The 13,213-nt window shown below is 69.5% G+C and carries 9 protein-coding genes and 1 pseudogene; 3 read left to right on the top strand and 7 right to left on the bottom strand.

Annotated features, from left to right (window positions below; all coding sequences use genetic code 11):
- Position 1 precedes the first annotated feature (1 nt).
- A complete protein-coding gene (locus IFT58_RS13820) occupies positions 2-1,825 on the top strand; it encodes a M56 family metallopeptidase (protein WP_192095535.1) in 1,824 nt (607 codons plus the stop codon).
- Between the two features lie 69 nt (positions 1,826-1,894).
- On the opposite strand, the gene IFT58_RS13825 is transcribed toward IFT58_RS13820, so the two are convergent.
- The gene (locus tag IFT58_RS13825) at positions 1,895-2,149 is read right to left on the bottom strand and encodes an I78 family peptidase inhibitor (protein WP_249405218.1); all 255 of its coding nucleotides are present in this window, start codon (positions 2,147-2,149) and stop codon (positions 1,895-1,897) included.
- Positions 2,150-2,344: 195 nt separating this feature from the next.
- Between IFT58_RS13825 and IFT58_RS13830 the strand changes: the two genes are divergently transcribed.
- Entirely contained in the window at positions 2,345-2,947 is a 603-nt protein-coding gene (locus IFT58_RS13830; protein ID WP_192095537.1) for a hypothetical protein, read from the top strand.
- Position 2,948: 1 nt separating this feature from the next.
- Here the strand turns inward: IFT58_RS13830 and IFT58_RS13835 are convergent.
- Positions 2,949-3,743, bottom strand: a pseudogene (locus tag IFT58_RS13835) (ribonuclease H-like domain-containing protein); the annotation flags it as partial.
- 227 nt (positions 3,744-3,970) lie between these two features.
- The gene (locus tag IFT58_RS13840) at positions 3,971-6,460 is read right to left on the bottom strand and encodes a DEAD/DEAH box helicase (RefSeq protein WP_192095541.1); all 2,490 of its coding nucleotides are present in this window, start codon (positions 6,458-6,460) and stop codon (positions 3,971-3,973) included.
- Between the two features lie 232 nt (positions 6,461-6,692).
- On the opposite strand from IFT58_RS13840, the gene IFT58_RS13845 reads away from it, so the two are divergent.
- Entirely contained in the window at positions 6,693-7,175 is a 483-nt protein-coding gene (locus IFT58_RS13845; RefSeq protein WP_249405708.1) for a hypothetical protein, read from the top strand.
- 43 nt (positions 7,176-7,218) lie between these two features.
- On the opposite strand, the gene IFT58_RS13850 is transcribed toward IFT58_RS13845, so the two are convergent.
- Genes IFT58_RS13850 through IFT58_RS13865 form a run of 4 tightly spaced genes read right to left on the bottom strand, consistent with a single transcriptional unit; the run spans position 7,219 to position 13,209 of the window.
- Positions 7,219-9,036: a hypothetical protein gene (locus tag IFT58_RS13850; protein WP_192095542.1), complete on the bottom strand. Its 1,818-nt coding sequence runs from the start codon at positions 9,034-9,036 to the stop codon at positions 7,219-7,221.
- Positions 9,033-11,198 (bottom strand): hypothetical protein, encoded by a 2,166-nt coding sequence (locus tag IFT58_RS13855; protein WP_192095544.1) that lies wholly within the window; start codon positions 11,196-11,198, stop codon positions 9,033-9,035. The genes IFT58_RS13850 and IFT58_RS13855 overlap by 4 nt, the downstream gene beginning before the upstream one ends.
- On the bottom strand, positions 11,195-12,316 hold the full coding sequence (locus tag IFT58_RS13860) for a BatA domain-containing protein (RefSeq protein WP_192095546.1): 1,122 nt from the start codon (positions 12,314-12,316) through the stop codon (positions 11,195-11,197). The genes IFT58_RS13855 and IFT58_RS13860 overlap by 4 nt, the downstream gene beginning before the upstream one ends.
- On the bottom strand, positions 12,313-13,209 hold the full coding sequence (locus tag IFT58_RS13865; RefSeq protein WP_192095548.1) for a DUF58 domain-containing protein: 897 nt from the start codon (positions 13,207-13,209) through the stop codon (positions 12,313-12,315). Before IFT58_RS13865 ends, IFT58_RS13860 begins: the two co-directional genes overlap by 4 nt.
- Between the last annotated feature and the right edge of the window lie 4 nt (positions 13,210-13,213).

A 13,213-nucleotide genomic window follows, 5' to 3' on the forward strand; every position in this document is an offset into this window, starting at 1 on the left:
CATGGATACGACCGTGATCACGATCGTGGAGCGACTGGCCTGGACCAGCGTGCAGACCGCGTTGCTGGTTGGGCTGGTGTGGGCGGTGTGCCGGCTGGTGCCTTCGCTGGGCGCGGCCACGCGCTGCCGCCTGTGGTGGCTGGTGTCGCTGCAGGCAGTGGCCGGGCTGTTCTGGGCCCAGCCGTTGCAGCTGGCGGTGCTGCCCGCGCCTGCGCTGGCAGCCGACATCTTCATTGCCGGCACCGACGTCGCGTACACCCACGCGCCGGCGCTGCCGACAGCGCAGGTGGTCAGCGCTATCGACACGGTGTCCAGCGCTGCCATCGGCGCTGCGCCGTGGTGGGCGCAGGTCCTTGCTGCGCTGTGGATCAGCGGTGTGCTGGCCATGGCCTGGCGCACGGCCGCCGAGTGGCGGCGCACTCGGGCCCTGATGGCTGCCGCACAGCCGTGCGCGGACCAGACGCTGGTGGAGGCGCTGCACTTGGCGGCCGAAGCGCATGGCCTGCGCCGTGCCCCCCGGCTCTGGATGAGCGCACAGATCGATGCACCGCAGGTGGTCGGCCCGTTGCGCCCGGTGCTGCTGCTGCCTGCTGGCGCGCGTGCGCTGCAAGGTGATGCACTGGACCTGGCACTGACCCACGAACTGCAGCATCTGCAGCGGCACGACCTGCAGTGGGGACTGCTGCCCGCCGTGGCGCAGCACCTGTTCTTCTTCCATCCGCTGCTGCGTTTGGCCGTGCGGGAATATGCGCAGGCCCGCGAAGAAGCAGTGGACGCGGCGGTTGTCGAGGGGCGCAGCGAGCGCCGCCAGGATTACGGGCGCTTGTTGCTGCAGCTGGGCGTGATGCCGCGGCCGCATCTGGGCGTTGCCAGCGCCGCGCCGAGCACGGCCAGCCTGAAACGCCGGCTGCTGTCATTGCAGCAGCGGCACGCCTGCCCGAAGGCGGTCGCGGTGGCGCTCACTGTTGCGGTGCTGGCCATCGGCGTGCTGCCGATGCGTCTGGTCGCTGCGCCGCCGCCGCCCGCACCACCCGCTGCGCCGGCTGCACCAAATGCTCCCGTGCCACCAGCGCCACCGCCGGCCGCACCGCCAGCCCCCGCCGCGCCCCCGGCAATCGACCTGCCTGCCGCACCACCTGCCCCTGCAGCACCGGCTGCACCTGCCACAGTGCACGAGAAAACGACGAGCACCACCACGATCATGCGGGGTAGTGATGACGACAGCCTCAGCATGATCACCCACGGCGAGCTGGACCTGGGCAAGCGCCCGGACCGCGCCTATGTGCTGCTCGACGGCAACGCGAGCTACGCCCACGGTGCAATGGACGACGTGAAACAGGCACGCCGGGATCTGGGTGCCGATTCGCAGGCGTTCTGGTTCCGTCAGGGAACAGAGCGCTACGTGGTACGTGACCGCACCCTGCTGCTGAAGATGCAGGAGGCCTATGCGGATGCGGCGCGGATCGGCACCGAGCAGGCGAAGCTAGGCCGACAGCAGGGTGAGCTTGGCCGGCGCACCGGCGAGCAGGCGCGCGCTGTGGCGATGGTGGCGCGGGAAGAGGCGCTGCGTGCCGTCCGCCACAGCACGGACATCAACCGCGATGCCGCTGCGGAAGCAGCACGTGCCTCCCTCGAGGCCAGTCGTGCCGCGAAAGACGCGCGCGGGAATGCGGAACTCGCCACGCTGGCACAACGCCAAGCATCACTGGGCGCGGAGCAGGCTGCGCTGGGTCAGCGGCAATCGCAGGCGCATGCACGGGCGGCACGCGAAGCCGAAAAAATCATGGCCCAGGCGCTGCAGGACGGGCGAGCGCAGCGACTCTGAGGCGCAGGTGGGAGGTCCCTTTCGCACTGTGCGGAAGGGACCGGACCCTGGCACCGTTGCAACGTAACGTCAGCCGCAGCTGGCGCCCTCGATCTTGTTGGCCTCATCCACGCGGATCGTCAGCCGATCCTCGCGGAAATCCATCGTCACCGCCATGCCCGGCTTCACTACGCGGGCATTGCGCGCCCCCGAATCCCGCACGGCTTTCGCGATGACCTCTTCGCTGGCGGTCTTGCCCACCAGCGCCTCCAATGTATCCGGACGACACTGATGGCCCTCGCCGCCCGCTACGTGGGGCTTGGGATCGCCAGCGGGGGGATCCATGCCCGGCGCAGCGCTGCTGCATGCGGTGAGCGGCAACAAAGAGCCGAGCAACAACCAGCGGTTCGATAGCATCGTGGATCTCCCAGGTCGATTGGATGAGGAACTGTTCCATCAGGCGCCATCCGGCGTAAACAGGGAGTCAAACCGCTATCGGCTGATGAACGCAGGCCGTTTCCATTACGCTGGCGGTTGCTCGTGTCGAAGAACGGAAGGTCACTCGTGGTGGAACAGGTCATCCGGCTCAATGCTGCCTTGGCAAGCATTCCGGGCCTCAGGGAAGTGTCGGTGCAGAAGATGGACGTGGGTGATCTGACCGCCGATGACTTCTCGCTGCTGCCCTATGCGGATCTGCCACTGGGTGCGATGAAACGTACCGCAGGCGGGCGTGCGGATGAGCTGGTCATCTGCATGGACTTCGCGCTGGAGGAGGGCGTACGCGGGCTGCTCGGTCTGGAATTCGTATCGTGGTGGGTGCGTGATGCGGCCCGTGCGGGCGCCGCCATGCAGGTGCGCAGCCTCGCATTGCCACCCATTGGAGAGCAGTTCGGATCGACCCTGCGATTCCGCATCGACTGGTTCTACACCGATCCGGACAATGACATGCAGCGGCTGCTGGCGGCCGTGGATGCGCTGGCGTCCGATCTGGAATCAACCATCGCGCAGCAGGACATCGTCAAACGGATCGAGGAACGGAACGGGCCGGCTGCGGGCGTTCCCGGTGATCGTCCAGGACGTCCGGCGCCGCCACAGCGTGTTTCCGCCGGATTGCGTACGTTGTTCCGCCGCAAGCCGCACTGACCTACTCGCCGGCCAGCGCGAGCGTCTGCCGGTCCTGTGCTTCTTCGTGCACCAGCCGCTGCATCAGCAGGGCCAAGGTCACCACGTCCTGGTGGTTGTGTTCGGCCACGCGGCGCAGGTTCACCGCATCGCCGCCGCGCAGGTAGCGCAGCCACGCCGACGGAGCTTCCGACCCGGGCAGGTCGTCCTCGCGGACGATCTTCAGCAGTTGACGCTCAATGGTGGCCAGGCGGCAGTTTTCCCATACCCCGCGATAGCGCCGGCGCGTTGGATACAGCAGGTCGACATGGTCCAGCGGGGTGATCGGATCGCCCTGTCGCGCCAGCCGGTACCGCGTTTTCAGCAGGGGCGCGTCATAACTGCGTCCGTTGTAGCTGGAAAACACCGTGCCCGGCGACAGCCAACCGGTGAAGGTACGCAGCATCTCGGCTTCTGCCGCCATGGTGGAGATCATCAACTGGCGGATGCGCAGCCCCGCCCCGCGTGTCGGATCCACATGCCAGTCCGCCGCGCCGATCATGAAGGCGCGCGTGCCGGTACCACCGGCCAGGCCGGTGGTTTCGGTATCGAAGAACATCAGGTCACGCGGTGACACGTGCTCGGTCTCGCGCTTGGCGAAGGCCAGTGACAGCGGTACCGACGGGATGTCCTGCGGCACGAAGGATTCGATCAGGTGCAGGCCCGGTGCGATCTCGTTGCCCGGCAGGTGGCGGTCAAGTGCGCGTGCGCGACTGGCCGGTGCGGCGTCACTGCTGCGATCACGTACGCCCAGCAGACGGCGCAGGCTGGAGGCATCCGCGACGGCGCGCGGGGCCGTGGCGACACCCGTCGCCTTGTGGCGGATTTCCTGTTCCACCCAGGCGAACACCGACCGTGCGGCGGCAGGCTGCCTTGCATCGTTGGCGGCGCCAGGCAGCGCCGGCTCGGGAGGGGCCGGTACTGCTGCGGGCGCAGGCGCAGGCGCCACCGCCTTGGCATCACCGGCCTGTCGACGCAGCAGCCGCAGTTTGTCCAGGCTCAGGCTCACGGTGCCAACAGCTCCATCGAATCGACCACGGTCACGGCAACATCGGGCACTTCTTCGCAGGCCACGGCATCGAACAGATCCAGCACCCGCAACGCCAACGCGCGCGGCGTGGTGTCGTCGGCTTCCTGCGCGGCCAGCACGGGGCCCACGCAGGCGGGGCAGCCGGCCTTGCAGTCGCAACGTTGCACCAGCTCACGCGCGCGCTGCACCAGCTCCTGCTGGCGCATCCACAGCGGCTCGCTCAGGCCTACGCCGCCGGGGAAGTTGTCGTACAGATACACCGTCGGTACGAACTGCTGCAGCAGCTCCACCGCTGCCGGATCACCTTCTTCGCCCCGCAGTTGCCCGCGGCCGGTCTGGTCGGCGATGGCGAACCAGGCGCCGTCGCCGTTGCCGACCGCCTTCTGCAGATCGCGCGCATCGGCCATCACCGCCACGGTCGCCACGATGTGCAGCGCGTACGCCGCGCCCAGGAAGCCGTCCAGCGCATCCTGCTTGCTGGCGAACGCTCGCAGCAGCAGGGCCTGCGGCAGTTGCCACCACACCGCCGTGGTATGCAGCTCCTGATCCGGCAGGTTGACCGGACCGTAGCCGATGTTTTCATGGGTGTAATAACGGATCTTCTTGTAGCCCGCCACGCGGCGTACGACGTGCACCTCGCCATGGTGGGAATCACCGCGGCCGGCACTGTTGCCATCGAAACGGTCCAGCACCTTGAGCTTGGTGAAGTCGATGCTGTCGGTGTAATAGTCCACGTGGGTACGCGTGACGTAGGCCTTGCGGCCTTCCCAGTCCAGCGTCTCCACCTGGTACGGCGTGGACTGCACCATGTGGATGGCCCCTTCGTACAGGGTCAGCGCGGCCGCCGAATAATCCACCTCGGCGATGATCTGCTGCTTGCCGCCACTGCGGTCCACCACCACGAAGTTGCCATCGGCCACCGAGCGCAGGCTGACCGCGTTGGCGGGATAACTGTCGGCGATCCACTCCCAGCGTTCGCCCTCGCGGTGCACGACCTCGGTTTCCGCCAGTGCTTCCAGGAACACCTCCGGGTCGATCGGGCCGAAGCCATCGCCGACCAGGAACGGGAGCTCGAAGGCCGCGCAGCGGATGTGGTCGAACAGGATCAGCGGCTGGTCCGGCGCGATCCGTGCATGCTCCGGCGATGCCTCGGCGAAGAAGTCCGGATGCCGCACGACGTACTGGTCCAGCGGCTGCGAACTGGCCACCATCACGCCCAGTGCCGGTTGCTGGCGACGCCCGGCGCGGCCGAAGCGTTGCCAGGTGGCTGCGACACTGCCCGGGTAGCCGTTGAGGATCACCACGTCCAGGCTGCCGATATCCACGCCCAGTTCCAGTGCGGAGGTGCTGACGATGCCGTCGATCTGCCCGGCGCGCATGGCCCGCTCGGTCTCGCGGCGCTCGGTTGGCAGGTATCCACCGCGGTAGGCGCGGATGCGCGCCGGCTTGCGCGGATCGTGGTCGAAGATGTCCTTGAGGTACTTGGTCAGCACTTCGACCATCAGCCGGCTCTGCGCGAACACCAGTGTCTTCAATCCGGATTTGATCGCGATGCGGGCGATACGGTTGCTCTGTGAGCGTGCCGATGCGCGCAGGCCGAGATCCGGGTTGACCACCGGCGGGTTCCACAGCAGTACCTGCTTTGGCCCACTGGGCGCCCCGGATTCGGTGATGGCGGTGACCGGGGCTTCGATCAGTGCCTCGGCATGCTGCTGCGGATTGCCGATGGTGGCCGAGCACAGGATGAACTGCGGTTGCACCCCGTAGAACGCGCAGATGCGCTTCAGGCGACGCAGCACGTTGGTGACGTGGCTGCCGAACACGCCCCGATAGGTGTGCACTTCGTCGATCACCACGTAGCGCAGGTTCTCGAAGAACTGCGCCCACTTGGTGTGATGCGGCAGGATGGCCTGGTGCAGCATGTCCGGGTTGGATACCACGATGTCGCCGTGCAGGCGGATCGCCTGGCGGGCATCACCCGGTGTATCGCCGTCGAAGGTAAACGCCTTTACGCCCAGGTCACCGGCGCGGTTGAGCTCCAGCAGGTCGGCCACCTGATCCTGCGCCAGCGCCTTGGTCGGGAACAGGAACAGCGCCTTGGCCTTGTGCTGCATGGCCGCGCTGATCACCGGCAAGGTGTAGCACAGCGACTTGCCGCTGGCGGTGGGGGTGACGATGGCCACGTGCTCACCGCGTTGCGCTGCCTCCCAGGCCTGCGCCTGGTGGCTGTAAAGCTGGTCGATGCCGCGCGCCTTCAAGGCCGCAGCCAGTGCAGGCGGCACGCTGTCCGGAATGGGCGCGTAGCTGCCTTCGCGGCCGGGGATGGCGAAGCTGCCGGTGATGCGGTCGTGGTAACGGCGCTGCAGGCGGGTGCTGAGCAGGGCGCCATCGCGCGCCGGCAGGCCGTCGCGGGTGGCGAGCTGGTGCTCGGCGTCGGCGGTGCGCTTGGCGAGTTCGTAGGCCATGGGGACACAGATTACAGGGGGTGACATGGCACCACAGATGGGTCTCAGCGTGTGAGACACCATGACGGAAGGGCGTGAATCATTCAGCGCAGTGCGACCCGATACGCCGTGCAGCGCGCCGGCCACGCGCACGCGTATCAACGAAATCTGAAGCCCCATGACCGTATCCTCGCCCGTTGGACACAGGCGGCACGGGGGGAGGGCGGTGGCACGACGTGCAATGCAGGGCGCAATGCTGGCGGTCTTGCTGCTGGCAGGGGGCGCGCAGGCGCAGCAGGCCGCACCGGTGGCCGCGTCCGTGCCTGTGGAGGATCCCGCGACGGCGCCGGGCGCTGTGGAACGGGTCGGCGGGTCGGCCGCACAGAACGATGTCACCACCTTGGGCGAAGTGCGCGCGCTCCGGCCTGATGACGAGCAGCCACTGGACCTGTATCGCTTCAAGAACCCGATGCGCGCGGAGGACAACCGCTTCAGCCGTAACTGGAGCGAGCCGCCGTCGCCCGAGCAGGTCAGCATGAGCGGTGGCTACCTGATGATGGGTGTTGTCAAAGGGGTGGCCGCAGCGGCCAAGGGCTTGAACAAGATCACCGGCGGCCCGGACCAGATCCAGGCGGCCATTGCCCGGCCGCCGCCGGAACTGAGCGCTGAGCAGCAACGGCGCGCGCTGCAGTTCTGCGCGCAGCAGGAAGGGTGCGGCGCACCGCCACAGGAATAGGCAGTGTCCGTCGTGCCTTCACCATGAGGCGACCGGAGCGCGCTTACGCCGAAGGGGCCGGCCGTCGTTCCAACCACCACAGCAGCGACGTACAGGCGACGAACGCGAGCCACCACGGCCAGCGCGGCCCCGGCACGCGTTGGCTGGCCTGCACCGGCGTCGGTTCGGTCGTGGCCAGCCGGTGCGCAGTGGCATCCATCACCGCCTGTCGATGCAGCGCACGGGCCTGATCCGGATCGAACACATAGCGCCAGTGCGTGCGATCGCCGTGCTGCAGCCGTTGCCAACCGGGCTGCGGTGGCCACCAGCCCGCACAGCGCGCGTCGCCCGTCGCCGGATCAATCCGCAGCGGCACCGCCACGCCCTCGCGGGTCAGCGAGTGCAAGGGAGCCTGCACGCCGCATAGCGGCTGGCGCTCACCGGCCCACGCCAATGCCTGGGGCGACCACAGGCTTTCACTGCCGGCCTGCGCACGGGCGAGCGTGGCCATGACCGTGCTCCATACCTCACCGTGGCGATCATCGCGACCGGCCAGCACCCAACGCCAGCTGTCGGTGATCGGCAGCATCCCGATGCGGCCCTTGCCGACAGCGAGCCAACCGCCAATGGCCTTGCCCTGATGGTCCTGCAGCAACGCGTGACTGTCAGGCGCCTGTAGCGCCAGAGACTCCAGCACCGGCAGCGCCGCCGTGTGGGATTCGCGGTCCGCCTCTTCGCCATCACGGGTGGGCAGGGTACCGGCGGCGACGGGGCCGCGGCGCGCCTGCCGCATGGTCGCATCCCCATCGCCGGGCAGCGTCGCCGACTGGCTGGTGGCATCGCCGCGCACGGGCAGACCCAGCTCACCCAATCGTTGGCGCGCGCTGGCCGACGGCGCGCCGGTACTGCGTACCAGCACGCCCAGCCCACCGCGCAACGCCGCCCGCACCGCGGCCAGCTGAGACGCGCCCAGCGCAGCCAGGCTGCGTTCGTCGAGCAACAGCACGTCGCTGCGCGCCAGCGTGGCCGCGTCCAGTGCCACGCTGCCATCGCCCAGGCTGACGCCCGCACCGACATCCGCCTGCACCTGCACCTGGATGCCGGCGTCGGTCGCCCAGCGGCGCAGGTACTTCAGTTCGGCGCCGGGCGCGCCGGCCCGCACCAGCAGCCGCAGCGGTGCCGCGGCCAGCGTCTGCTGCGGCACTGGAACGGTGTCGGCCACATGGCCCTGCGCATCGAGCAGGCGCAGCTGGAACACGCTTCGACCCTCGGCCCGGGCAACGCCGCTGAGCTGCACGCGGCCATCCGCTGGCAGCGCGACGCGATCCACCACGGCACCGGCCGGATCCAGCAGTTCGGCCCGCGCGGCGGCAACGCCGTGTGCCCGTGCCTGCAGCTCGAAACGTGCGCCGGGGCTGGTGTCGGCGGGAGGCTGCAGTGACACCCACCCCGTAGGGGCAGGCGCGGCCTGCCAGCGCGTATCGGCAGGCAGCACGGTGTCGCGGTCACGTGCAGCCAGGCCCGCACCGACCAGGGTCATGCGGGAAGAAGGATGCAGGCGCAGCGCGGTGGCCAGATCAGGAACGCGCGCTGCACCGGCCACGTCATCGGCTTCCGGCAGCACCACGTGCGTGCCGCCGGTAGGCAGTGCGCCGGCGCTGCCAGCGTCTGCACCGATCACGACCAGCCCCCTCATGGGCACGCGCTGCGTCGGGGGCAGCAGGCAGGCGTACAACAGGGCAGCAGCCAGCACCTGCAGCGCGATGACGGCGATCTGGCGGCCGCGGTGGGCCGCGGGACGGCGCAGCTGACGCACGCTGGCGACCAGCACGATCAGCGCCAGCGCGACAGCGACCCAGGTGTTCAACGCGGATGCACTCATCGCTGCGCCTCCAATGCATCCAGGTAACGCTGGCCCATCGCATCGGCCGCGTTGCGCCGTGTCACCTGGGGTAGCGGACGTTGCACCGCGCGCCACAATTGCGCGCGCAGGCGCTGCCGGCATGCGTCACAGCCCGGTTCGATGCGCAGCTCTTCAATGGCAGCGGCCAGGTCCAGGGCGTCGGGCAGGAAGGCGCTGTTGCGTTGCTGCCACGCCGCCAGTGCATCCAGATCCGGCGTCTGGTCGCCGTCGCCAAGTCGCTGCCAGGCCTCCACGACCACCGGATCCGGTGGCGTGCGCGCGGTCAGCGGCAACGCCCGGCTGGCCAGCCCTGCGCGATCACCGCCCAGCCGCCGGCCCTCGTCGATCGGCGGCAGTTCCGGGCCGACGCGGGCCAGGTAGATGCGCTCGGCCTGCTGCACCTGCTTGATGAAACCGAGTGCCTTGTAGGCATGCGGCAGGGCCTGCTCGGGGCGGCCTTGGCGCAGCTCGCCCTCGGACGACCACATCTGGTCAAGCGCTGCCTTCAGCGTGGCGCGGGTCTGTGGGTCCAGCAGGGTGGCCGCTTCCGCATGGTCGTGGGTATGGCCGTACTCGGACAATACGTCGGTGGCACTGCCGAACACCGGCGGCGCTTGCGGTACGGCCGCGGCACCGCCGTGATCATGGCCATGATCGTCATCAGCGCCGGCCTGGGTGTCGTGATCGTGCGCGTGATCGTCGTCGTGTGTGTCCGCAGCGGGCACATCGCTGGTGGGCAGGTCGCTGGTTGGCGGCGCCTTCGGCGCGCCCTCGCTTTCCTCGCCGAGGAACTGGCCGTAACGCATGCGCAGGATGCGCTGGTCCACGCCGATGGCATCGCTGCGCGTCATGAAGCCGTCCGCGGCCAGGCGGCGCCGCTCACGGATCAATGCTTCGGCATCGATGATGATCTGCCGCTGGCTGCGGAAGTAGGCCGGCAGCGTCTTCTTGATGCGACCCTCAAGTTCGGCACCGCGCACGGCTTCGGTGCTGGGCAGGCGCAGGATCACACTGTTGCTGCGGCCGATCTGCGGCGCCGGTGCGTGGTTGTCGCGCACTTCCAGCTGGGCGATCACATCGTTGCCTGGCTGTGCGCCGAGGGCCGCCAGGTCGAGGGTGTGGGCAAAGCGCCGGGCCGTAGGTTCGCCCGTGCCGGTCAGCGCCACGCTGCGCCGGGCGAAGGTGATGTTCTCGCCACTGCCTTCGGTGGTGGTGATCGACAGCGTCGCCCGCGCGGCGACGCCGTGGTCGTCGCTGGCCTCGAAGCGCAGCGTCCACTGGCGCTGCCCAGGCGTGCCCAGCACCAGGCTGGAAGGCGGATCGATCACCCGCACCGTGGGCGCGCGGTCGGCTACCACGTCGAGTCGATGCAGGCGGGCGTCGGCCAGTGCGGGCTCGCTGACTATCCGGTACAGCACCGGCGTGCGGGCAACGTCCTGTGCCTGCCACTGTCCTTCGTGCTCGCGCAGCGGCAGGCGGCGGCCATCATGGAACTGCAGCCACGCGGTGCGCGGCGCCCGGTCGAAGCGTACGGACCAGGACAGGCGACTGTCGGCGGCGACCTTGGCATCAAGCGCGTTCTGCGTGCGCGCAGGTTGGCCGGTATAGGCGGGCGCTTCGATGCGCAGGCGGGTGGACTGCAGGCGCAGCGGGCCTGCTGTGGTGGGGGGCGCCTGCGTGGCAGGGGCCGCCACCGGCGACAGCCCCGCGTGTGGCCAGCCCAACGCGAGCAGGGCCGTGGCGCCGCCGCCGACCACGCACAATAGGACGGCAGCGCGCGGCCAGCGTGGGCGCAGCTCAGGCACGGCGCTTTCAAGCGTGGCCAGGACATGCGCGCGCTGGCGCCGCTGCAGGGGATTGAGCGCGGTTTCGTCGGTGAACAGCAGGTCGGCGCTGTCCTCGCTGGCACCGCTGCCGTCGAGCTGGCGCTGCAGCCAGCGTCTGTCCAGATGGCGCGCGCGGGTAATGGCCACGCCCACGGTGACCAGCAACGCGACCGTTGCGATCACGCAGGCGATATCGAATCCGGCCACGCGCAGCGCCAGCGCGGTGGCCGCCGCGGCCCAAGGCAGCCCGAGCGACAGGGTAATGACCATGCGGCGCCGACGCGCGCGCTGCCAGGCCTGCTGCAGCGTCCTCATGCGGCTCGCCTCCGTTGCGCACTGCTGGCCATCCAGCGCTCCAGTGCGAACAGCAGCAGGATCACCAGCATCAACCACGGGGCAAGTTGGCGCGCCGGCGGCACGGTCGGGGGCAGGGATGCGCGCTGTGGCGCCTGGTCCAGCGCATCGCCCAGGCGGGGCGACGCAGGCGGCTGCAAGGCCTGCAGCAGCTGACGCGGAAGGTGATCGTCGCGCAGCGCCAGGGTGCGGCTCGCGTCCCATTCCCCAGGCAGATACAGCACGTGGCCGCGACCCGAGCGCTGCTCCCACAGCAGCGGCGCGCCCTGTGCATCGCGGAGCAGCAGGCGGACGCCTGCCGGGGGCGCGGCACGGGACAGGATGCTGCCCCCTTGGTCCACCCAGGCCTGCCATGTGGTGGGCAATGGGGCGGCACTGCTCCACACCCCGGTTTCACCACGCTCCGGCAGCGCGTCAGCGGATAGCGGTGCTGCCAACGGCTGCGCCCCCCACGCGCGCTGCAGGGCCGTCAGCCAGTGTTGCGCCGCTGCGGGTGCATCGCTTATGACGCGCAATCGAGGCGGCGCTGGAACCGCTTGCGATGTACGGGTGGCCAGCGGCTGCGGACGCCACTGCACCGGGCGCGACAGCTGCAGGCGCGCCCCGTCGAGGCCGGGCAACGGGTCGGGCACATACACGGTCAGGGCTGTGCCGGTCGGCAATTGGGCGTCGAGTTCGCGCAGCAGGCTGGGCAGCGAGGCATCGCCTGGCGGCGCTGGCTGTCCGATAGGGGGGAATCCGGGCGCCAGCCAGTGCCAGTGGCGCGGGTCTTCCGTGCTGCGCAGGGCGGCTGCATCCAGTCCGGGCGCAACGACGGTCCACGCGACCGGCGCAGGTTCCGGCCCGGTCAGCGCCGGTCGCGCCAGCAGCAGGGCGAGCGCGGCCAGCAGTAACAGGCGCACCAGCAGCAGGGGCCAGTCATCAAAGCGGATACGTTGGCGCGGGCGAATCCGTGCGCGCAGCCAGCGCAGTGCGGCAAAATCCACCGGCGTGTAGGGATGGCGGCGGGCGAGGTGTATCAGCAGCGGCAGCAGCCAGGCCGCGACCGCCAGCAGGCCGAGTGGGAACAGCAGGCTCACGCGGTAATCCCGCGGCCGAACAACGCCTGCAGAGGCTGGTCGAGCGGCTGGTCGAGCCAACTGGTAGCGGATGCGATGCCACCTGCCTGCAAGCGGGACTGCAGGGCAGTGCGCGCTTCTGCGAAGCGCTGCAGGTAGTCGCTGCGGATCGCGGCACCCTCACCCCGCACTTCCTCGCCGGTCTCCGGGTCGCGGAAGCGATGTCCGGCGTCGAACGGAAAGTCGCGTTCGTCGGCGGTCAGCACCTGCAGCAGCACCACGTCGCGGCGCGCACGCGCCAACTGCTCCAGCAACACGACACCGGTCTCGTCGAAGCCATCGCCGATGCACAGCAGCAGGTCGCCGGGACGAACGCGTTCCCACAACGGCCGCAACCGTTCCGCGGCAGGCCATCCCCCGCGCGCGCGCAGGGCCTGCAGCTGCAGATACACGCGATCGCGCTGGCGCGCGCCGTGGCCGGCCGGAACCAGTTGCAGGCCCTCACCGTCGATGGCCAGCAGGCCGAAACGATCGCCTTGCTGCAGCGCCAGCTCGACCACGCACGCGGCCAGCAGGCGCATGTGATCCAGGCGGCTGCGGCCGGGATCGACACGGTCGGTCTGGCCGGCCGAGGCGGTGGTATCGAGCAGCAACCAGACCGTGATCGGACTTTCGCGTTCGGACTCGCGCACGAAGAAGCGGTCCGAGCGCGCGTACAGCTTCCAATCGACCTGGCGCAGTTCATCGCCGGGTTCATAGGCACGGTACTGCGCGAATTCCAGGCCCGCGCCGCGGCTGCGGCTGGCATGCTGTCCGATCCCGCTCATGCCGCTGGCCAGCCGCGGCCGCAGGCGCAGCGCACGCAGGCGCGCACGCAGGTCCGGTGGCAGCAACAGGGGCAAGCCGGTGCTCAAGCGC

The sequence above is a fragment of the Stenotrophomonas sp. CFBP 13718 genome, from assembly GCF_014842145.1.
Lineage (GTDB): Bacteria > Pseudomonadota > Gammaproteobacteria > Xanthomonadales > Xanthomonadaceae > Stenotrophomonas.